18 protein-coding genes are annotated in these 20,107 nt (G+C 65.2%); 7 read left to right on the top strand and 11 right to left on the bottom strand.

Features of this window, described 5'->3' with window-relative positions:
- Position 1: 1 nt before the first annotated feature.
- The 4 genes from ACIPHM_RS08780 to dctP all read right to left on the bottom strand — a co-directional run bounded on the left by ACIPHM_RS08780 (position 2) and on the right by dctP (position 4,610).
- A complete protein-coding gene (locus ACIPHM_RS08780) occupies positions 2–1,429 on the bottom strand; it encodes a malonyl-CoA decarboxylase domain-containing protein (protein WP_400327483.1) in 1,428 nt (475 codons plus the stop codon).
- Positions 1,430–1,624: 195 nt separating this feature from the next.
- Positions 1,625–2,968 carry a TRAP transporter large permease gene (locus tag ACIPHM_RS08775; RefSeq protein WP_400326983.1) on the bottom strand — a complete coding sequence of 448 codons (1,344 nt, stop codon included), beginning with the start codon at positions 2,966–2,968 and terminating at the stop codon, positions 1,625–1,627.
- On the bottom strand, positions 2,965–3,567 hold the full coding sequence (locus ACIPHM_RS08770) for a TRAP transporter small permease (RefSeq protein WP_400326981.1): 603 nt from the start codon (positions 3,565–3,567) through the stop codon (positions 2,965–2,967). Before ACIPHM_RS08770 ends, ACIPHM_RS08775 begins: the two co-directional genes overlap by 4 nt.
- Positions 3,564–4,610, bottom strand: a complete 1,047-nt coding sequence (dctP, locus tag ACIPHM_RS08765; RefSeq protein WP_400326978.1) for a TRAP transporter substrate-binding protein DctP — start codon at positions 4,608–4,610, stop codon at positions 3,564–3,566. The genes ACIPHM_RS08770 and dctP overlap by 4 nt, the downstream gene beginning before the upstream one ends.
- A 350-nt stretch (positions 4,611–4,960) precedes the next feature.
- On the opposite strand from dctP, the gene ACIPHM_RS08760 reads away from it, so the two are divergent.
- The gene (locus tag ACIPHM_RS08760) at positions 4,961–5,632 is read left to right on the top strand and encodes a GntR family transcriptional regulator (protein ID WP_400326975.1); all 672 of its coding nucleotides are present in this window, start codon (positions 4,961–4,963) and stop codon (positions 5,630–5,632) included.
- A gap of 117 nt (positions 5,633–5,749) precedes the next feature.
- On the opposite strand, the gene lgt is transcribed toward ACIPHM_RS08760, so the two are convergent.
- Positions 5,750–6,640, bottom strand: coding sequence for a prolipoprotein diacylglyceryl transferase (gene lgt / locus ACIPHM_RS08755; protein WP_400326972.1), 891 nt, complete (start codon positions 6,638–6,640; stop codon positions 5,750–5,752).
- A 190-nt stretch (positions 6,641–6,830) separates the two neighbouring features.
- Positions 6,831–7,796 (bottom strand): LysR family transcriptional regulator, encoded by a 966-nt coding sequence (locus tag ACIPHM_RS08750; protein ID WP_400326969.1) that lies wholly within the window; start codon positions 7,794–7,796, stop codon positions 6,831–6,833.
- Between the two features lie 228 nt (positions 7,797–8,024).
- Between ACIPHM_RS08750 and ilvD (ACIPHM_RS08745) the strand changes: the two genes are divergently transcribed.
- The 3 genes from ilvD (ACIPHM_RS08745) (at position 8,025) to ACIPHM_RS08735 (ending at position 12,462) form a co-directional block, all read left to right on the top strand.
- Complete coding sequence (ilvD, locus tag ACIPHM_RS08745; protein ID WP_400326966.1) at positions 8,025–9,893, top strand: dihydroxy-acid dehydratase; 1,869 nt, start codon at positions 8,025–8,027, stop codon at positions 9,891–9,893.
- Positions 9,894–10,139: 246 nt separating this feature from the next.
- Positions 10,140–11,813, top strand: coding sequence for a dihydroxy-acid dehydratase (gene ilvD, locus ACIPHM_RS08740; protein ID WP_400326963.1), 1,674 nt, complete (start codon positions 10,140–10,142; stop codon positions 11,811–11,813).
- Positions 11,814–12,069: 256 nt separating this feature from the next.
- The gene (locus ACIPHM_RS08735) at positions 12,070–12,462 is read left to right on the top strand and encodes a c-type cytochrome (protein WP_400326959.1); all 393 of its coding nucleotides are present in this window, start codon (positions 12,070–12,072) and stop codon (positions 12,460–12,462) included.
- 84 nt (positions 12,463–12,546) lie between these two features.
- Here ACIPHM_RS08735 and ACIPHM_RS08730 read toward each other — a convergent pair whose 3' ends face one another.
- Genes ACIPHM_RS08730 through ACIPHM_RS08720 form a run of 3 tightly spaced genes read right to left on the bottom strand, consistent with a single transcriptional unit; the run spans position 12,547 to position 14,842 of the window.
- The gene (locus tag ACIPHM_RS08730; RefSeq protein WP_400326956.1) at positions 12,547–12,915 is read right to left on the bottom strand and encodes a DUF2486 family protein; all 369 of its coding nucleotides are present in this window, start codon (positions 12,913–12,915) and stop codon (positions 12,547–12,549) included.
- Between the two features lie 2 nt (positions 12,916–12,917).
- On the bottom strand, positions 12,918–13,334 hold the full coding sequence (locus ACIPHM_RS08725) for a DNA polymerase III subunit chi (protein ID WP_400326953.1): 417 nt from the start codon (positions 13,332–13,334) through the stop codon (positions 12,918–12,920).
- The gene (locus ACIPHM_RS08720; RefSeq protein ID WP_400326950.1) at positions 13,331–14,842 is read right to left on the bottom strand and encodes a leucyl aminopeptidase; all 1,512 of its coding nucleotides are present in this window, start codon (positions 14,840–14,842) and stop codon (positions 13,331–13,333) included. The genes ACIPHM_RS08725 and ACIPHM_RS08720 overlap by 4 nt, the downstream gene beginning before the upstream one ends.
- A 91-nt stretch (positions 14,843–14,933) precedes the next feature.
- Between ACIPHM_RS08720 and lptF the strand changes: the two genes are divergently transcribed.
- Genes lptF through ACIPHM_RS08705 form a run of 3 tightly spaced genes read left to right on the top strand, consistent with a single transcriptional unit; the run spans position 14,934 to position 17,591 of the window.
- Positions 14,934–16,061, top strand: a complete 1,128-nt coding sequence (gene lptF / locus ACIPHM_RS08715) for an LPS export ABC transporter permease LptF (protein ID WP_400326947.1) — start codon at positions 14,934–14,936, stop codon at positions 16,059–16,061.
- The gene (gene lptG, locus ACIPHM_RS08710; protein WP_400326945.1) at positions 16,061–17,200 is read left to right on the top strand and encodes an LPS export ABC transporter permease LptG; all 1,140 of its coding nucleotides are present in this window, start codon (positions 16,061–16,063) and stop codon (positions 17,198–17,200) included. The genes lptF and lptG overlap by 1 nt, the downstream gene beginning before the upstream one ends.
- 10 nt (positions 17,201–17,210) lie before the next feature.
- On the top strand, positions 17,211–17,591 hold the full coding sequence (locus tag ACIPHM_RS08705; RefSeq protein ID WP_400326942.1) for a sirohydrochlorin chelatase: 381 nt from the start codon (positions 17,211–17,213) through the stop codon (positions 17,589–17,591).
- Positions 17,592–17,745: 154 nt separating this feature from the next.
- Here ACIPHM_RS08705 and cobA read toward each other — a convergent pair whose 3' ends face one another.
- Both cobA and ACIPHM_RS08695 read right to left on the bottom strand, forming a co-directional pair.
- On the bottom strand, positions 17,746–18,534 hold the full coding sequence (cobA, locus tag ACIPHM_RS08700; protein ID WP_400326939.1) for a uroporphyrinogen-III C-methyltransferase: 789 nt from the start codon (positions 18,532–18,534) through the stop codon (positions 17,746–17,748).
- 134 nt (positions 18,535–18,668) lie between these two features.
- On the bottom strand, positions 18,669–19,970 hold the full coding sequence (locus ACIPHM_RS08695; RefSeq protein ID WP_400326936.1) for a sulfate adenylyltransferase subunit 1: 1,302 nt from the start codon (positions 19,968–19,970) through the stop codon (positions 18,669–18,671).
- Positions 19,971–20,107: the final 137 nt, after the last annotated feature.

The raw sequence follows: 20,107 nt of genomic DNA, 5'->3' as shown, positions 1-20,107 counted from the left end.
GTCACAACAAGCGCGCGACCGCGCGTCCCAGCGCGGGCTCGCCGTCGATGAGGCGCTGCAGATTCGCGTCGAGTTCGTCGGGTTCGTAAAGATAGTTGACCATCATGCCGCACGACTGCTTCGCGCCCTTCTTCGAAAGATCGGCATGCCAGTTGATGCGCTCCACGCGCGCCCCGTTGCCGAGGTGAAAACGCGCGACGGGATCGCGCGGCAGGCCGCGCGCGCTTTCGCGCGCGAGATAGTGGGCGGCCAGCGCCTCGCCCAGCGCGCGCTGCAGCGCTTGCACGCTTTTGCGCTCGGGCGCGGTCTGCAACCACGCCATCATCTGCGCCCCGGACGCCTGCGTCGCGAGCGACGCCTCCTGCGCCAGCAGCGTCCCGCGCTTCGGCCCCAGCACCTCGGCTAGCGCGGGCGGCGACAGTTGCCTGAGCCAGTCGTTAAAGCCCGGAATGGGAGACAGCGTCGCGAAGTTACGCAGCTTCGGGAAATCGGCCTGTAGCTCGTCGATCACGCGCTTGAGCAGGAAGTTGCCGAAGCTCACGCCGCGCAGCCCCGGCTGCGTGTTCGAGATCGAATAGAAGATGGCCCAGCGCACGCGGCGCAGATCTTCGAGCGGCGCCTTCTCGTCGAGCAGCGAGTGCACGTCCGTCGCCATATCGGGGACGAACGCCACTTCGACGAAAATCAACGGCTCGCGCGGCATACGCGGATGGAAAAAGGCGTAGCAACGCCGGTCGGAATCGAGCCGGTTGCGCAAATCGGCCCACGACGAAATCTCGTGCACCGCTTCGTAGCGCATGAGCTTTTCGAGCAGCGACGCGGGCGAATCCCACGTGATCGGATGCAGTTCGAGCAAGCCGACGTCGAACCACGTCGAAAAGAGGCTGCCGAGGTCTTCTTCGAGCGCGGCGAGGCCCGGGAGTGCGGCGCGGTGATGCAGCATGTCCGAGCGCCAGCGCACGAGGAACGGCAGGCCGTCGGGCAGCGCGTTGAAGCGCTTGAGAAATCGCACGCGCGCGCTGCCCAGCGCTCCTGCCAATCCGCTGGCGGCGCGCTTGCTGTCCTTGGCCTCGGTCGCCGGGTCGCCGTCGCTCGCACAAATGTCGGCAACGACCGTGAGCAACGCCAATTGCTCCTGAGCCGACGCGTCACGGTATCGCGTCATGAACTCGCGCGCCGCGTCATTCGCCGCAGAGTCCGTCAGGCGCGCCGACAAGCACTGCTCCAGCTGCCGGCGCAATGCATTCTCCGCGCGTGCCGAGAGCTTCGCGGCAACGACCTTGCCATCGCCCTTGGTGTCCTTCCCATCCTTGCCGTCTTTCGGCCCACCGCCGTGCCCGCCCGGCTTGCCTGCGCCGCGCCCGAACCACTGCCCCAGACGCACCCCAAGCGACGGCTTGGGCGACGGCACCGGTGCGCTCACCTCCATCACGCTGTCCGGCGCACCGCGTCCGGGCGGGGGTAACGATGGCGACGATGACGCAACCGCCCCGCCCGATCCAGCCGTTGCGCTTATCGACGAGGTCGACGAGGCCGACGAACTCAGCGATACCGGTCCTGACATTGCAGACATGATCGGCTCATCCTTCATGGCTTCCTCTCAATGCACTCGCCCCTGCCGCCCTCACCCCATCAGTTGATCCGGCAGCCACAGCGACAAACCGGGCAACAGACAGATGAGCACGACAGCGAGCACCATCAGCACGACAAACGGCATCACGCCCCACACGATGTCGCGCAATGCGATATCGGGCGCGGTGTTCTTGATGACGAAGATATTGAGTCCCACGGGCGGGTGAATCAACCCCAGTTCCATGACAATCGTCATCACCACGCCGAACCACACCAGATCGAAGCCCGCGGCGCGCAGCGGCGGCAGAATGATCGGCGCGGTCATCAGAATGATGCTCACGGGCGGCAGAAAGAAGCCCAGCACGACGACCATCAACAGAATGGCCGTGAGCAGCACCCAGCGCGACAACGCCAGCCCCACGATCCATTGCGCGGCCGACTGGCTGATATGCAGATAACTCATCACGTACGAATAGAGCAGCGACATGCCGATGATGAACATCAACATCGTCGACTCGCGCAACGTGCCCGTGAGAATCGGCGCCAACTGGCGCGGACGCCACATCCGGTAGATCACCGCGATGAGACCCAGCGCGAGCAGGCCGCCCAGCCCGGCCGTCTCCGAGGGCGTGGCGTACCCGCCATAGAGCGCCGCCATCACCCCGATGAGCAGCGTGACGAATGGCAGCACGCGCGGCAGCAGCGCCAGCTTCTCGCGCATCGTTGCCGGCGGCTCGCTCGGGAACGGTGATGGTGTGCCGTCGCGCGCGAGCGCCGCTTGTGCGCGTCCGTACTCCTTGCGGTAGCGCCACGCGGCGTAGCACGAGAACAGCGCCACGAGCAGCAGTGCAGGCACGATCCCTGCGAGGAACAGACGTCCCAGCGACTGCTCGGCCGCCACAGCATAGAGAATCATCGTGATCGAGGGCGGCAGCAGAATGCCCAGTGTGCCGCCTGCCGCAATGATCCCGGCGGCAAACCCCGGCGAGTAGCCGCGCTGACGCATCTCCGGAATCCCCGCGCTGCCGATGGCGGAACAGGTGGCCGGGCTCGACCCCGCCATGGCCGCGAACAAGCCGCAGGCGAAGACGTTGGCGATGCCCAGCCCGCCCGGAATCCGTCGCATCCAGGCGTGCAGCGCCAGATAGAGATCCTGCCCCGCGCGCGACTTGCCGATGGCCGCGCCCTTCAGAATGAATAGCGGGATCGACAGCAGCGTGATGCTGGCCATCTCCTCGTAGACGTTCTGCGTCACCGTGTCGAGCGACGACGCCGGCATGAAGCCGAACATAAACACCACCGCCACGCTCCCGAGGGCGAACGCGATGGGCATGCCCGAGAACATGACGACGAGCGTTGCGCCGCCATACAGCAATCCGATACCGAGCTCGCTCATGCGTGCCCTCCCGTGCGATTCGATGTCTGTGACGTGCCCTGTCCCGCGTTGCCCCCCGCGCCCGCCCGCATCTCGCAAGCCCCGATCGCCACTTGCAGCAACAACTGCACCGTCAGCAAGGTCATGCCGAACGCCATCAGCCCGTACGGAATCGACAGCGGCGGGCCCCACGTCGAACTGCTCGTCTGGCCGTCGACAAAGGCTTCCCAGAAGAGCGTCCACGATTTCCACGCGAAGAATGTGCAGAACGCGAACGTCAGGAGGTCGACGAACCAGCGCCGCACGCGATTCACGCGCGGCGAGAGCAACGTCGTAATGGCTTCGATGCCGATGTGTCCGCGCAGATGCTGGACGTGGGCGGCAGAGACGAAGGTGGCGCCGACCAGCAGGAACACGGCGGCTTCGTCCTGCCAATCGGTGGCGAGCTTGAGCACATGCCGCGCGAACACGCTGTAGGTGAGCACCAGCGCGGCGCCCACGAGCGCCAGCATGCACACGCCCATGAGCAGACGGCTCACGCCCTGCAACAGGGCGTCAAGCCGGCGCAACGCGCGGGAGCGCGCGAGCTCCGGTGGCGCGCTCGCAACGGCCCCGCTCATGCAGGCACCTTCTCGGCCATCGCGAGCAGCTTCGCGCACGTGTCCGATTTGCTCGCGTAATCCTTCCACGCGGTGCGCCGCGCAATGTCGCGCCACTTCATCACTGTCGCTTCATCAAGGTCGTAGACCTTCGCGCCCGCCTTGGTGTAGACGCTCGCGATCTGCGCATCGTCGGCCTTGGCCGCTTCCGTGCCGAACGACTCCAGTTCCGCGCCGACTTGCAGAATCACCTGTTGCTGCTCCTTCGGCAACTTGTCGAAAATCTGCTTCGACATGAGCAGCGGTTCGAGCATGAACCAGTACGACTTGTTGCGCCCCGTCGTCAGATGCTTCGAGACTTCTTCGAGACGGAACGACATCAGGCTGGTCGACGACGTCATCGCCGCGTCCATCGCCCCCGTCTGCATGGCCGCGTACAGCTCATTCGACGGCAGCGAGATCACGGCCGCCCCGGCTTCCTTGAGCATCATGTCCATCTCGCGACTGCCGCCGCGCACCTTCAGGCCCTTGGCGTCTTCAGGCGTGACGAGCGGCTTGGCCCGGCTCGCGACACCGCCGGCCTGCCAGACCCAACTGACGATCACGATGTTCTTCTCGGCGAGCACGTCCGTGAGTACTTTGCCGATTTCGCCGTTGCGCCAGGCGGCGCCCTGCGCGTAGGACGTCACCAGTCCCGGCATCAGACCGATGTTGAGCTCACGGACTTCGCCGCCCGCGTACGGCAGTGGATAAAGCGACAGATCGAGCGCGCCGCGCCGCAACGCCGAGAACTGCGCGTTGGTCTTCATGAGCGAACTGCCCGGATAGATCTGGAACTTCAGCGCGCCTTGGGTGCGCTTCTCGACTTCCTGCGCAAACTTGCGGCACAGCCGGTCGCGGAAGTCGCCTTCGGTCAGCGTGCCGCCGGGGAATTGGTGGGAAATCTTGAGCGGGCCGGATTGTGCGAATGCGCCGCCCCACGGGCTGGCCAGCCCGCCGGTGACCAGCGCCGAAGCGGCACCGAGCATGAGTTGCCGCCGCAGCGGGGAAGGTGTTGTCTCCATGGCGTCTCCTGTCACTTTTTGTCAGCGATGAACCAGCGAAGCCCGGTGCCTGACATCGCCCGGCACCGGTGCGCTAAAGCGCTGAAGACCGGCACCGGGTGCACCGCCGGCTCGCCGGCACTGCATGTACGGATGACTGCTTTGTTTTGATGTTTCGAGGGCGCGAGTTGCCGCTCTCGGAATGAAATCGTATAGTTAATCCATCGCCGTGTATACAAATTGACACGTTAAAAAATACATCTCCCGCGTTTACCCCGATCTTCAGCGGCGGATTCACGCGTTACCTTGGCAACCATGAACCCCACACAGCCCCGTATGACGGGATCGTCCCCCGACCGAGCGAGCGCCTCATGAGCGTGAAACCGAAGCGATCGGAAGCGCTGCGACAGGCCATCGAGGAGAAGATTGCCGTGGGCGAATACCCGCCCGGCATGCGACTCGACGAGGTCGAACTGGCCACCACGTTCGGCGTGTCGCGCACGCCGCTGCGCGAGGCGCTGATTCAACTGGCGTCGTCTGGCGTGATCGAGATCCGGCCCCGCCGGGGGGCGGTCGTCGCGCAAATCGACCCGCAGCGTCTGTGCGAGATGTTCGAAGTGATGGCCGAGCTGGAGTCGATGTGCGCACGGCTCGCCGCGCGTCGCATTACCGAGGAGGAACTGGACGAACTGCGTCGCACGCACGAGGCCAGCCGGGCGGCGGCCGAGGCCCGGGACATCGACACGTATTACGAAGTCAACGCCCGTTTCCATGCGCTGATCTATCAGGCGAGCCATAACACCTATCTTCAGGAGACGGCGTTGCAACTGCATCGGCGGCTGCGCGTGTATCGCCGCCTGCAACTGCGGGTGCGCGACCGGCCGCAGCATTCGTTCTCGGAGCACGACGCCGTGTTCCACGCCATCGAGGCGGGTGACGCGAACGCCGCATCGGAACACCTGCGCGCTCACGTCACCGTGCAGGGCGAACGCTTTGCCGATCTGATGGCGTCGTTGACCGCGCTTGAGCGCAAGGCGAGTTGAGGGCCGTCGTATCGCCATAAAAGACAACGGGCCGCCGGAGGATTCTCCGGCGGCCCGTCTTCGTTCGCAGCGCAGTAGAACGTCAGGTCGACGCGTTCTTCAGCGCATCCATCGGCATCACGCGGCCGACGTCGCGGACTTGCGGCGATACGACCACACCAGCATGATCACGCCCGCTACGATCATCGGCATCGAGAGCCACTGCCCCATCGACAGACCGAACGACAGCAGGCCAAGGAAGGCATCCGGCTCACGCGTGAATTCGGCGAGGAAACGGAACGCTCCGTAGCCCACGAGGAACATGCCCGACACGGCGCCCACCGGACGCGCACGTCGCGAGAAGAACCACAGCAGCAGGAACAGCGCCACGCCTTCGAGCGCGAATTCGAACAGTTGCGACGGATAACGCGGCAGGCCGTGGAATTGCGCGAAGACCATCGCCATCGCGTTATCGGCCATCGCCTGGGGATGTGCAAACATCCACTGCGCGTCTTCGGCCGCCGCTTGCGGGAACAGCATCGCGAAACGCGAATCGGGCGACGTTACGCGTCCCCACAACTCGCCATTGATGAAATTTCCCAGCCGGCCGGCAGCGAGTCCCAGCGGAATCATCGGCGCAATGAGATCGGTGCCTTCGAGCAGCGAGTGCCCGCGGCGACGTGTGAACAGCCACATCGCGACCAGCACGCCGAGGAAGCCGCCGTGGAACGACATGCCGCCCTCCCACACCTTGAAGATGTCGAGAGGGTTTGCCAGATAGAACGACAGCTTGTAGAAGATCACGTAGCCCAGTCGTCCACCGAGAATCACACCGAGCACGCCGTAGAACAGCATGTCGTCGAGATCCTGCGGCTTCCAGCCTTGCGCTGCGATGGACGGCTGACGCACGCGCAGACGCCCCACGAGCAGGAACAGGATGAAGCCGACCAGATACATCAGGCCGTACCAGCGGATAGCGAGCGGGCCGAGATGAATCGCGACCGGGTCGAATTGAGGATGAATCAGCATGGATCAGAAGAATCGATTCGTGAACAAAAGTTCCGCCAGGGGGTGAAGGCACTGCCGTCGCAAGCGATTGCGGCCACGGCCCGTGCCATCAGGTGAGACGTGGCCCCGCCGAGCTATGGGTTGGGCAGCACGATACCACGAGCGCACGACCTCGCGGCGCACGCGAGCGCAGGCTCCATCATTGCGACGCTCAGGCCGAGAGCGTGGCCCCCGGCGGCGTGTGCGCGACCCCGCGCGCCGTCTCGAGAAAGCCTTCGAGCACCGGTGTGACTTCGGCGGTGCGCCAGAGCAGGCCCGTCTCGATGAACGTGCTCGTCTCACGCAGCGCCCGGTACGTCACGCCGGTGCGTCGCAGATGACACAGCGACTGCGGCACCAGCGCCACGCCCATGCCCGCCGACACGAGGCTCACAATGGTCTGCATCTGGATCGCCTCCTGTCCCACGCGCGGCGTCAGACCCAGCGCCGCATAGCATCCCATGATGATGTCGTAGAACGCCGGCGCCACCCGGCGCGGGAAGATCACGAGCGGCTCGTGCGCAAACTCGGCCAGACTGACCGGCGCACCGGGCAGGCCCTGCGTCTGTGCCGTCTGCACTTGCCCGGGGCTCTCGTGCCCCGTGTCGTCACGCCCGGCGGGCAACGCCAGCATCAGCGGTTCGCGAACGATCGGCAGGTAAGACAACTCGTTCGCGTAACGCGCAGGCACCGGCGGAATGAAAAGGCCTGCGTCGATGCGGCCGTCCATCAGCGCCTCGACCTGAACATCGCTCGTGGCTTCGAGCAGTTGCAGACGCACGCGCGGATAGCGCTCGCCGAACTCGCGCAGCAGCGGCGGCAGAATGCCGTAGTCCGCCGTCGAGACGAAGCCCAGCGACAGCGTACCCACCTCCCCGTGCGCAAGCCCCTGCGCAAGCGCGGGCAGCGCGTCGGCGTCCGCCAGAATGCGGCGCACTTCGGGCAGCAGTTGCCGCCCGACGGCCGTTAGCTCCACCGACCGGTTGGTGCGCACGAACAGCGGCGCCCCGAGCGACGCCTCCAGCGCCCGGATCTGCTGCGAGAGCGGTGGCTGGGTCATCGAGAGCCGTTGGGCGGCGCGTCCGAAATGTCGCTCTTCGGCTACCGCCACGAAGTATCTGAATTGACGTAAGTCCATGATATGTTTTTCGACTCAATCCGAGTCAAATAATATATTTGACAAGCATCCAAGGAAAGACGAATCTTGACGTCCGGCCGGATGGCACCGCTTGCGACGCGTAGCGCGGCATTGCCCGCCAGCACCCGCACCCGATTCGACGAATCTGCGAATGTGCGAATCGCGTAAAAAGGCGCCGACGGCCCCGGTTTTCGTTCATCCCACAAGCACAGCGTTTCAGACACGACCATGCCTCAATACCGTTCCCGCACCTCCACCCACGGCCGCAACATGGCCGGCGCCCGCGCCCTGTGGCGTGCCACCGGCATGACCGACGCCGACTTCGGCAAGCCGATCATCGCCGTGGTGAACTCCTTCACGCAGTTCGTGCCGGGTCACGTGCACCTGCGCGATCTGGGCGCCGTCGTGGCCAAGGAGATCGAGGCAGCCGGCGGCGTGGCCAAGGAATTCAACACCATCGCCGTGGACGACGGCATCGCCATGGGGCACGGCGGCATGTTGTACTCGCTGCCGTCGCGCGAACTGATTGCCGACTCGGTGGAGTACATGGTCAACGCGCACTGCGCCGACGCCATGGTCTGCATCTCCAACTGCGACAAGATCACCCCGGGCATGCTCATGGCCGCCATGCGCCTGAACATCCCCGTCGTGTTCGTCTCGGGCGGCCCGATGGAAGCGGGCAAGGTCAAGTCGGGCGACGGTCAGGTCATCGCCAAGATCGACCTGATCGACGCCATGATCAAGGCCGCCGATCCGAAGATCAGCGACGCCGAAGTGGCCGAAGTCGAACGCAGCGCCTGCCCGACGTGCGGTTCGTGCTCGGGCATGTTTACCGCCAACTCGATGAACTGCCTGACCGAAGCCATCGGTCTCGCGCTGCCGGGTAACGGCACCATTGTGGCCACGCACGCCTGGCGTCGCGGGCTGTTCGAGCAGGCCGGCCGCCTCGTGGTCGATCTGTGCCGCCGCTACTATCAGGAAGACGACGCCTCGGTCCTGCCGCGCAACATCGCCACCAAGGCCGCGTTCGCAAACGCCATGACGCTCGACGTCGCCATGGGCGGCTCGACCAACACGGTGCTGCACTTGCTCGCCGCCGCGCAGGAAGCGGGCGTCGACTTCAAGATGGCCGACATCGACCGCATCTCGCGCAACGTGCCGTGCCTGTGCAAGGCCGCGCCGGCGACCGACAAGTACCACATCGAAGACGTGCACCGCGCAGGCGGCATCATCGGTATTCTCGGTGAGCTCGCGCGCGGCGGGCTGCTCGACACGTCGTGCGGCAACGTCCACAGCGGCACGCTCGGCGAAGCCATCGCCAGGTGGGACGTGAAGGACAGCGCCAACGACCGCGCCCATACGTTCTATAGCGCCGCCCCGGGCGGCGTGCCCACGACCATCGCGTTCAGCCAGTCGTCGACCTATCCGTCGCTCGACCTGAACCGTGAAATCGGCTGCATCCGCGACAAGGAACATGCCTATACGAAGGACGGCGGTCTGGCCGTGCTGTACGGCAACCTCGCCGAGAAGGGCTGTATTGTGAAGACGGCCGGCGTGGACGAATCGCAGTGGGTCTTCACCGGCCGCGCACGCGTGTTCGAGAGCCAGGACGACGCCGTCGAAGGCATTCTGGGCGACAAGGTGCAGGCGGGCGACGTGGTCGTGATCCGCTACGAAGGCCCGAAGGGCGGCCCGGGCATGCAGGAAATGCTGTACCCGACGTCGTATCTGAAGTCCAAGGGCCTGGGCAAAACCTGCGCACTGTTCACGGACGGTCGCTTCTCGGGCGGCTCGTCGGGTCTCGTGATCGGTCACGCCTCGCCGGAAGCGGCCGAAGGCGGCACCATCGGTCTGGTGGAAGACGGCGACGTGATCGAGATCGATATCACCCAGCGCAAGATGCATCTGGCCGTGTCGGACGAGGAACTGGCCCGCCGCCGCGTCGCAATGGAAGCCCGCGGCGATCAGGCCTGGCAGCCGGTGAACCGCGAGCGCGTTGTCTCGCAGGCGCTGCAAGCCTACGCCGCGCTGGCCACCTCGGCCGACCGTGGCGCCGTGCGCGATCTGTCGCAACTGAAGCTGGCCAAGCGCGGATGAGCCTGTCGGCGAAGGCGGTAATCGCTTGAAACGGGCGGGGCGGCACGCGTCATGCGAGCGGCCCCGCCCGTGCAGTACCAAAGTCGTGAAGCGTGAAAAACGCGCGATGCAGCAGTGACAGGATTGACATTGGGCAGCGCCCCGGCCTCCGGAGGTGCCGCCGACGAGAGAGCGTGATACAACAACGCCTATGCGCGACGCTGCGACAGCCAGTGGCGTGGCGCATCCCCACAGGAGAGAGACGTCATGGCATTCAACCGTCGTTCGCGTCATGTCACGCAAGGCGTGGCACGCTCGCCCAACCGCTCGATGTTCTACGCGCTGGGCTACAAGGAAGAAGACTTCGACAATCCGATGATCGGCGTGGCCAACGGCCATTCGACGATCACCCCGTGCAACGCGGGATTGCAGCGTCTGACCGACGCCGCGGTAAACGCTATCAAAACCCATCAGGCCAACGCGCAGACCTTCGGCACCCCGACCATTTCCGACGGCATGTCGATGGGCACCGAGGGCATGAAGTATTCGCTCGTCTCGCGCGAAGTCATTGCCGACTGTATCGAGACGGCCGTGCAGGGTCAGTGGATGGACGGCGTGGTCGTCATCGGCGGCTGCGACAAGAACATGCCGGGCGGCATGATTGCGCTGGCGCGCATCAACGTGCCAGGCATTTACGTCTACGGCGGCACGATCAAGCCGGGCAACTGGAAAGGCAAGGATCTCACCATTGTCTCGTCGTTCGAAGCCGTGGGCGAATTCACCGCCGGCCGCATGACCGAGGCCGATTTCAAGGGCATCGAACAGAACGCCTGTCCGTCGACCGGCTCTTGCGGCGGCATGTACACGGCCAACACCATGAGCTCGTCGTTCGAAGCGCTGGGCATGTCCCTGCTGTACTCGTCGACAATGGCCAACCCCGATCAGGAGAAAGTCGACTCGGCAGCCGAATCGGCGCGGGTGCTGATCGAGGCCGTCAAGCAAGACCTCAAGCCGCGCGACATCATTACGCGCAAGTCCATCGAGAATGCCGTCGCGCTCATCATGGCCACCGGCGGCTCGACCAACGCCGTGCTGCACTATCTCGCCATCGCGCACGCTGCCGAGGTCGAGTGGAGTATCGAGGACTTCGAACGCATTCGTGCCCGCGTGCCCGTCATCTGCGATCTGAAGCCGTCGGGCAAATACGTGGCGACGGATCTGCACAAGGCCGGCGGCATTCCGCAAGTGCTCAAGATCCTGCTCGATGCGGGCCTGCTGCACGGCGATTGCATGACCATTACCGGACGCACCATCGCCGAAGAACTGAAAGACGTGCCGTCGGTGCCGCGCGCCGATCAGCACGTGATCTTCCCCGTCGAGCGCGCGCTTTATAAGGAAGGCCACCTCGCCATCCTCAAGGGCAATCTGGCCGAAGACGGTGCGGTGGCGAAGATCACCGGCCTGAAGAACCCGGTCATCACCGGCCCGGCGCGCGTGTTCGACGACGAACAAAGCGCGATGGAAGCGATTCTGAGCGACAAGATTCAGGCGGGCGACATTCTCGTGCTGCGCTATCTCGGACCGAAGGGCGGCCCGGGCATGCCGGAGATGCTCGCCCCGACCTCGGCCATCATCGGCAAGGGTCTCGGCGAGTCGGTCGGCTTCATCACCGACGGCCGGTTCTCGGGCGGTACGTGGGGCATGGTCGTGGGGCACGTTGCGCCGGAAGCGTTCGTCGGCGGCACCATCGCGCTCGTGCACGAAGGCGACTCGATCACCATCGACGCCCACAAGCTGCTGCTGCAACTGAACGTGGCCGACGATGAACTCGCGCGGCGTCGGGCAGCATGGAAGGCCCCTGCGCCGCGTTACACGCGAGGGGTGCTGGCGAAGTACGCCGCACTCGCGCAACCGGCCAACAAGGGCGGTGCGACCGGTTGATATCGCTTGAGTCGCTTGAAGTCGCTTGAAGTCGGTTGATGCCGACGAATCGACGCGATGAACGCAAGTCCGCGGCAAACCGCACAACGGCACGTCCCGCTCACTTGGCGGGCGTGCCGTTTTTTTCGTGCGTCGTCGTGCCGCGCCGGGCGCTCGGCTTGCGATCGTATAATGGCGCGTCGATGCACCTGCCCCCCACAGACGTCCGTCTCCCGCAGCCTTGCATCGGAATCCGTCAACGATCGGGGAGTATCGAATGAAGGGATTTGCCGGCGCGTGTGCCGGGGCAATGACGAGCGTGTGGCTGATGGTCGTGGCGGGCGCTGCCTTCGCGCAGACGAGCGAGCCGTCCGCCCCCGATTTACCGGCGGTGCAAGACACCCGCGCCATGGAAAAACTTGCCCGGGCGCGCAACTGCATGACGTGTCACGCCCCCGACCGTACCCTGCTCGCGCCCTCTTACCGCGACATCGCCAGACGCTACGCCGGACAACCCGGTGCTGCCGACGAGCTCGCCCGCGCCATTGCGGACGGCAGCCGGGGGAAATGGGGAAGTATTCCGATGCCGGCCAGTCTGCAACTCGCCCCTGGCGAGGCGAATCGGCTGGCGCAGTGGATTCTCGGGATGGCGCATCCGTCACGGTCGTGACGCAGAGGTCCGCTCGGGCGCCGGACGGTCCAGGTTGCCCGACCCGGACACCACGAAGCGATTCTCCCCTGTGCTACCCCTGTGCTACCCCTGTGAGCGGACCTGCTTCGCGACCTCTTCGATCACGGCCTGCCGGATGCGGTCCGGCAATTGCGACTGCAAGGTGTCGGCGACCTGCCGGCCAATGAGTTGCACCAGCCACGACGTCTGATCGATCAACGCGTCGTGACAGCGCTGCTCCACCATCGCGGTCATTTCATCGGCCAGTTGCCGCGTGAGCCGCGCGCTCACCCGCTCGGCGAAGACCGCAACGTCGGCCGGCACCCCGTCCTGTTCGACCGCCTGCGTCGTTGCGCCGGTGAGCGCTTCGGGCGACGGCGCGACCTCGCCGGGCGTGAGCACTTCGGTCAGCGTGGGAATGCCTGGATCGTTGCGCTCGGGCTCGTTCGTCACGGTCAACCTCGCTGGTCGTAGTTATTCAGGGTGTAGCCACGGTCGCGGTAGAAACGGTAACGCTCGCGAGCGCCCGACAGGTCCTCGGGCGCGTCGCCGATGATCTCCACCACACGCTCGAAGCGCGCGAAGTGCGTCGGCACGCTCCCCGCCAGATTGAGCAGCACCTGATGATGCTGGGCCTGCTCGTCGGGACCGGCCAGCACGACGGGCGTGCGAGCGGCGAGCGGGTCGCGGGCAAAGCAATGCGGCACGAACTCCAACGGCGAGAACGTCCACAGGGTCTGGTCGAACGCGCGCAGCACGTCGGGTTCCCCGACGACCACAAGCGTCTGCCCGGCCCCGTAGACCTTGCGCGCGAACCGGCACGCGTAATCGAGCCGGTTCGCCACATGCGTATGAAAGTCGACGCGCGTCACCGGGCTTCGCGATCCAGCAGGAACTGCGTGAGCAACGGCACCGGACGGCCCGTCGCCCCCTTGGCCGCACCGCTCTTCCATGCCGTACCGGCGATGTCCAGGTGGGCCCACTCGTACTTCTCGGTAAAGCGCGCCAGGAAGCAGGCGGCCGTCACGCTACCGGCCGGACGCCCGCCGATATTCGCCATGTCGGCGAAATTCGACTTGAGCTGCTCCTGGTACTCGTCTTCGACGGGCAGACGCCAGGCGGTGTCGCCCGTCGTGCGCCCGGCGGCAAGCAGTTCGTCGGCCAGCGTGTCGCTCTTCGAGAAGAGGCCCGAGTTCACGTGGCCGAGCGCGATGATGCACGCGCCCGTGAGCGTGGCGACGTCGATCACGGCCGCCGGCTTGAAGCGCTCCGCGTAGGTGAGCGCGTCGCACAGGATCAGGCGGCCTTCGGCGTCGGTATTGAGCACTTCGATGGTCTGGCCGGACATGCTGGTGACCACGTCGCCCGGCTTCGTTGCCTGACCGCTCGGCATATTCTCCGTGGCGGGCACGATGGCGATGACGTTGAGCTTGAGGCCCATTTCGGCGACGGCGCGGATCGTGCCGAACACGGAGCCTGCGCCGCACATGTCGTACTTCATCTCGTCCATGCCCTCGCCCGGCTTGAGCGAAATGCCGCCCGTGTCGAACGTCACGCCCTTGCCCACCAGCACGATCGGGGCCTGCTTGGCGCTGCCGCCTTCATATTTGAGGACGATGAACTGCGGCGGCTGGACCGAACCGCGCGCGACCGACAGGAACGACCCCATCTTGAGCGCCTCGATCTGCTTCGGCCCGAGGATTTCCGACTTGAGCTTGAATTCGCGCGCGAGCTTGCGGGCGGTGTCGGCCAGATACGTCGGCGTGCACACGTTGCCCGGCAGGTTGCCGAGATCCTTGGTGAGCGTCATGCCGTTGGCAATCGCCTCGCCGTGCTTGGCGGCCTGCTTGGCGGCCTTCAGATCGTGCGGTGCGACCGGGAAGACGACCTTGCGCAGCGCCGTATTGGCGGCCTCGGGCTTGCTCTTCATCTGCGTGAAGCGGTAGGTCGCCTCGCGCAGCGCGATCACCGAGGCGCGCACGGCCCACGCAGCGTCCTGGGTGACGACCTTGGCTTGCGGGAGCGTCCAGAGGGCGTCGGCCGCGCGCGAGGCGAGCACGGCGCGCACGGCGGCGCGGGTAGCCTCACCGAAGCCCTTTTGCGAGAGCTGGTCTTCACGGCCGAGACCGACGAACAGCACACGTGCCGGGCTCCAGCCGGCGACTTCGTGCAGCATTAGCGTGCTGCCGAGCTTGCCGTCGAGCTCGCCACGCTTGACCATGCGCGCGAGCAAGCCCTTGCTCGCGGCGTCGAGCGCCTTGGCGAGCCCTGCGAGCGGCTGCTGCTCGAACACGCCAACCACCAGACATTCGGTCTTTGCGTTGGCGAGACCGGCCTGGCCCGCCTTGGTCGAATCGAAGGCTTTTGTGCTAAAGTCCATCGCGCTTTCCTCGGGTAAAATTCGTACGAGCCGCAATTATCCGCTTTTTTCCGCGCTCGCCCAACCGCGAGAGCACCCCAACCGTCACCACATGATTTTTCAGCGTTCCCTGCAGCGCGAGCTGAACTACACCGCCGGGGCCGTCTTCATGGTGCTGATCACCGTCATGCTCACCACGATGATGATCCGTATCCTGGGCTTCGCCGCGTCGGGGAAAGCCGATCCGCGCGACGTTCTTGTGCTTATCGGCCTGGCCGTGATCGGCTACCTCGCCGTCATTCTGATCGTGACGTTGTTCGTCTCGATCCTGTTCGTGCTCACCCGGTGGTACCGCGACTCCGAAATGGTCGTGTGGTTTGCCTCGGGCCTGTCGATCACCGACTTCATCAAACCGGTGCTGCGCTTCGCCGCGCCCTATCTGGCTGTCGTCACCTTCTGCGCCCTGGTCGCGTGGCCGTGGGCGAATCAGCAGATCTCCCTGCTCGAAGCGCGCTTCGCCCAGCGCGACGACGTCTCGATGATCTCGCCCGGTCAGTTCCGCGAAAGCGCAGCGAGCCATCGCGTGTTCTTCGTCGAGAAAGTGTCCCCGGATTCCACGAAGGTGCATAACGTCTTCGTCTCCGGCACGGAAAACGGCAAGGTCAACGTGGTCGTCTCCAACAACGGTCATATCGAAACGGCCAAGGACGGCAACCGCTACATCGTGCTCGAAAAGGGGCGCCGTTATGACGGCGTGCCGGGCCAGCCCGACTACCGCGTGATGGAGTTCGAGCGCTACGGCGTGAAGATCGACAACCCGGCCGCGGCCGACACCGACAACACCCCGACCAAAGGCGTGCCGACGGCGCGCCTGTTCCGCGAGATCAAGAACCCGATCTTCCGCGGCGAAATCGTCTGGCGTATCGGTCTGCCGCTGCTCGCGCTCGCGCTCGTGCTGCTCGCCGTGCCCCTCGCCTATCAGAACCCGCGGCATGGACGTACCGTCAACCTCGTCATGGCCGTGCTCATCTATCTGGCGTACACCAACCTGCTGAGCCTGTCGCAGGCGTGGGTGGCGCAGGAGCGCATGCCGCTCGCCATCGGCGTGTGGCTGCTGCACGCGCTGGCGCTTGGCATCATCGTGCTGCTTTACGTGCGTCGCGTGCGTTTCCGCGGCCTGTTCGGGCGGCGCCGCAATAGCGCATCCGGCGGCATGGGCGCATCGGGAGGGGCTCGCTGATGCGCGTCTATGAGAAATACTTTGCGCGCCAGATCTATCTGGCGTTCCTGTTCGTGCTGCTCGCGTTCGTCGGCCTGTTCGTCTTCTTCGATCTGGTGAGCGAGCTCGGCGACGTGGGCCGGGGCGGTTACCGTTTCCAACATGCGTTGGCCTACGTGCTGCTGTTCGCGCCGCAGCGCATGTACGAAATCATTCCGGTCGCCTCGCTGATCGCCGCCATCTATGTCTGCGCGCAGCTCGCCGGCAACTCGGAATTCACCATCTTCCGTGTCTCCGGCCTGTCGACGGGGCAAGCGCTGCGCTCGCTGCTGAAGATCGGCTTTCCGATCGTGCTGGTGACCTTCGTCATAGGCGAGTACATCGCGCCGAACGCCGAGCAGCTTGCGCAGAAGATTCGCCTCGAGGCACTCGGCAGCTCGGTCTCGGCGGGTTTCCGCTCGGGCGTCTGGGTCAAGGACACCGTCGATCAGGATGGCCAGCGCCTCACCCGTTTCATCAACGTCGGCACGCTCAACCCCGATAACACCATCGCCAACGTTCGCATTTACGAGTTCGACGACAAACTGCGACTCGACAGCGTGCGTCTGGCCAAGCTGGGGCAGTTCGACGCGCCGAATTTCTGGAAACTGACCGACGTGTCGGAGACGGTTTTCAGCGCCATCGACGACACCACGGCGAGCAAAGACCCGTTGCGCGCGCTCGTGCAGAGCAAGCAGGTGCACATCGACACGGTGCAGATGCGCTCGGAGCTCACGCCGCAGATCCTGTCCGTGCTGATGGTCTCGCCGGACAACATGGCCATTGGCAGCCTGTACCGCTACATCGGCCACCTGAAGGAAAACCAGCAGAACACCGACCGCTACACCCTCGCGCTCTGGCAGAAGCTGCTTTATCCGTTCGCCGTCTTCGTGATGATGGCGCTGGCGCTGCCGTTCGCCTATCTGCACGCGCGCGCCGGGGCCATCGGCCTGAAGGTGTTCGGCGGGATCATGCTCGGCATGAGCTTCCAGTTGCTCAACAACCTGTTCTCGCACCTGGGGCTGCTCAACACCTGGCCCGCGTGGTTCACGGCAGCGTTACCGTCCCTGCTTTATCTGGTGCTCGCCATCGGGGCGTTGCGCTGGGTAGACAAGCACTGAGGCGCCCATCATGAGTCATCGCCCCGGCGTCATCCTCTTTGCACACGGCTCGCGCGATCCGCGTTGGGCCGAGCCATTCGAGCGACTGCGCGAGAAGTTGAGCGCGCAGCGTCCGTCGGCGGACGTCCGGCTCGCCTTTCTGGAGCTGATGACGCCGAATCTGGCCGACGCGGTGAGCGCCATGACGTCGCAAGGCACGACCGACATCACGCTGGTGCCGGTCTTTCTGGGACAAGGCGGCCACGTGCGGCGTGATCTGCCCGCGCTCGCCGAGGCGTGCCGCGCCGCCCACCCCGGCCTCACGCTGCGCGTGAGCGCGGCCATCGGCGAAGACGATCAGGTGCTCGACGCCCTGGCCAACTACTGCGCAAGAATGATGGACGGGCAGTAAGCGCAAGCTGAAAACGAAAAACGGCGTCACAGTCATCTGTGACGCCGTTTTTTCATGGTTTCGATCGATTCGGTCGACGAATACCAGCGAATACCAGCGAATTCGAACGCGTACGAACGACGACGAACGTGTCGCCAACGGACAGCCCTCGTCGTCAGGCCGCCCTCACCGCCTGCTGCGCCCCATCATGCAACGCCACGGCATCCGCGTTGGCGAACGCCTCACCGATGAGCAGCACGCTGGGCTGCGAGGCGTCGAACCACGAGGCCGCCAGCCCTTGTCCCAGATCGTCCAGCGTGAGCCGCACGCGCCGCTCGCGCGACGTCGTTGCCGCTTCGACAATCGCCACAGGCGTCGACGCCGGCTTGCCGGCCGCCATCAGCGCCATTGCGATGCGTTGCGCACTATCGCGTCCCATATAGTAGACGAGCGAGTCCGCGGATGCCTGCGCCGCGATCTCCGCCGATTCGGGGGCGCGGCTCTGCGTGGCGAACGCCACACTGCGCGCCACGCCGCGCAAGGTCAGCGAACGCCCCAGCGTCGCCGCACTCGCCAGCGCGGCCGTAATACCCGGCACGACGGCAACCTCGATCCCGGCCGCCTCCAGCGCGCGCAACTCCTCGTCCGCCCGCCCGAACAGCATGGGATCGCCGCCTTTCAGGCGCACGACAACCGCATGCGTCAGCGCGTGATCGATCAGTTGCTTATTGATGAAGTGCTGCGCGCTCGACTGTTTGCCGCAGCGCTTGCCCACCGCGATCAGCTTGGCCTGCGGGCACAACGCCAGCATTTCCGGCTCGACGAGGGCGTCGTGCAGCACCACATCCGCTTGCGCGAGCAGACGCGCCCCGCGCACGGTAATCAGATCCGCAGCGCCGGGACCGGCACCGACCAGATAGACCTTGCCGGGCGCCGAGGCAGATTGTGAAAGCGTCGTCGTCATGATGCAGCCGTTGTTCAGTGAATCGACATCGGCGCCGTCGCGTGCGCCGTATGTCATGTCATGCGAAAAAGTGTTTTGGCGTGATGCGGATCGAAACGCGCCGAAGCCGCCGTCACATTGCTATCGAGCCGCCATCAGGCCGCCAACGCCCGGATCATACCGGCGGCGACCGTGTGGTGCGTGGCTTCGTCGATCAGCACGAACGCACCCGTGGCGGGGTTCGCATCATACGTGTCGGCGGCGACCGGCTTTTGCAGGCTTAACTGCACGCGGCCGATATCGTTCATGGCGAGCGTCGTCTTGTCGGTGCCGTGCGAGAGCGTGCTGACGTCGAGCACCGTATCCACGCTGCCGACCTTCACATACACCGTGCTCGTGGCCTGCTTGAGCAGATACTTGCGCTGCGGCGCGAGGGCCTCTTCGTCGAACCAGCAAACGTCCGCCGAGAGCTTACGCGACGGTTCGAGCACCGACTCCGCGCTCACGAACGTGTCGCCGCGCGACACATCCACGTCTTCCGTCAGACGAATCGTCACGCACAATCCGGCAAATGCTTCTTCGAGCAGACCGCGCGGTCCGACGATTTCGGCAACCGTCGCCGTACGTCCGGCGGGCAGCACGCGCAGCGTCTGGCCCACACGGACCGTACCCGATTCCACGCGGCCCATGTAGCCACGGAAATCGTCGGCCTGCGAGCCGTCCTGACGCGCCACCAGTTGCACCGGGAAGCGCAGCTCGCCGCCCGTCTGCGCGACCGGCAGCGATTCGAGCACGTCGAGCAGCGGCTCGTCCTGATACCAGGGCATGCGCTCGCTGGCGTACACGATGTTGTCGCCCTTGAGCGCCGAGACCGGCACGAAGCGAACGTCTTGCAAGCCGAGGCGGTGCGCGAGTTCCAGATAGGCGGCGCGAATGGCGTCGAACGTCGTCTCGCTGTAATCGACCAGATCCATCTTGTTGATGGCGACGATCACGTGCTGCAAGCCGAGCAGCTTCACGATGGCGCTGTGGCGCTTGGTCTGCGCGAGCAACGCCGTGCGGCCATCGACTTCGGTCACGCGCGTAGCGTCGATCAGCACGATGGCGGCGTGCGCCGTCGATGCACCCGTGACCATGTTGCGTGTGTATTGCTCGTGGCCCGGCGTGTCCGCGATGATGAATTTGCGGCGAGCCGTCGTGAAGTAACGGTAGGCGACGTCGATGGTAATGCCCTGCTCGCGCTCGGCTTCGAGGCCGTCCGTGAGCAGCGAGAAGTCGATGTCTTCGCCCGCGGTGCGCTTGTTCTTGGCGCGTGCGAGGGCAGAGAGCTGGTCGGTCAGCACCGACTTGCTGTCGTACAGCAGACGGCCGATCAACGTGCTCTTGCCGTCGTCGACGCTGCCTGCCGTGATGAAACGCAGCACGCCGAGGTCTTCCTGATGCGGGGTGAGGCTCATGATCTTTTCAACTCGATTGCGAGGCCCGGGGCGGCAATTCCGTGACGGTGCGCGCGCCCTGCGGGCCGGTGTCTCTGAACGTGGGACTGATGGCCGTGGCGATCGAAGCGCTTCAAGGGTTCAAAGGCTTCCATCGC

Origin of the sequence: Pandoraea sp. NPDC087047 (genome assembly GCF_044745225.1) — a bacterium.
Classification (GTDB): Bacteria; Pseudomonadota; Gammaproteobacteria; order Burkholderiales; family Burkholderiaceae; genus Pandoraea.
Note: the sequence above shows the minus strand (reverse complement) of the source record. Positions and strands in the feature narration are given on the sequence as shown.

Excerpts from the sequence above, each read along its gene's own strand:
- ACIPHM_RS08780 (WP_400327483.1), bottom strand. The coding sequence starts at position 1,429 with ATGGAGGTGAGCGCACCGGTGCCGTCGCCCAAGCCGTCGCTTGGGGTG.
- ACIPHM_RS08775 (WP_400326983.1), bottom strand. The coding sequence starts at position 2,968 with ATGAGCGAGCTCGGTATCGGATTGCTGTATGGCGGCGCAACGCTCGTC.
- ACIPHM_RS08770 (WP_400326981.1), bottom strand. The coding sequence starts at position 3,567 with ATGAGCGGGGCCGTTGCGAGCGCGCCACCGGAGCTCGCGCGCTCCCGC.
- dctP (WP_400326978.1), bottom strand. The coding sequence starts at position 4,610 with ATGGAGACAACACCTTCCCCGCTGCGGCGGCAACTCATGCTCGGTGCC.
- ACIPHM_RS08760 (WP_400326975.1), top strand. The coding sequence starts at position 4,961 with ATGAGCGTGAAACCGAAGCGATCGGAAGCGCTGCGACAGGCCATCGAG.
- lgt (WP_400326972.1), bottom strand. The coding sequence starts at position 6,640 with ATGCTGATTCATCCTCAATTCGACCCGGTCGCGATTCATCTCGGCCCG.
- ACIPHM_RS08750 (WP_400326969.1), bottom strand. The coding sequence starts at position 7,796 with ATGGACTTACGTCAATTCAGATACTTCGTGGCGGTAGCCGAAGAGCGA.
- ilvD (WP_400326966.1), top strand. The coding sequence starts at position 8,025 with ATGCCTCAATACCGTTCCCGCACCTCCACCCACGGCCGCAACATGGCC.
- ilvD (WP_400326963.1), top strand. The coding sequence starts at position 10,140 with ATGGCATTCAACCGTCGTTCGCGTCATGTCACGCAAGGCGTGGCACGC.
- ACIPHM_RS08735 (WP_400326959.1), top strand. The coding sequence starts at position 12,070 with ATGAAGGGATTTGCCGGCGCGTGTGCCGGGGCAATGACGAGCGTGTGG.
- ACIPHM_RS08720 (WP_400326950.1), bottom strand. The coding sequence starts at position 14,842 with ATGGACTTTAGCACAAAAGCCTTCGATTCGACCAAGGCGGGCCAGGCC.
- lptF (WP_400326947.1), top strand. The coding sequence starts at position 14,934 with ATGATTTTTCAGCGTTCCCTGCAGCGCGAGCTGAACTACACCGCCGGG.
- lptG (WP_400326945.1), top strand. The coding sequence starts at position 16,061 with ATGCGCGTCTATGAGAAATACTTTGCGCGCCAGATCTATCTGGCGTTC.
- ACIPHM_RS08705 (WP_400326942.1), top strand. The coding sequence starts at position 17,211 with ATGAGTCATCGCCCCGGCGTCATCCTCTTTGCACACGGCTCGCGCGAT.
- cobA (WP_400326939.1), bottom strand. The coding sequence starts at position 18,534 with ATGACGACGACGCTTTCACAATCTGCCTCGGCGCCCGGCAAGGTCTAT.
- ACIPHM_RS08695 (WP_400326936.1), bottom strand. The coding sequence starts at position 19,970 with ATGAGCCTCACCCCGCATCAGGAAGACCTCGGCGTGCTGCGTTTCATC.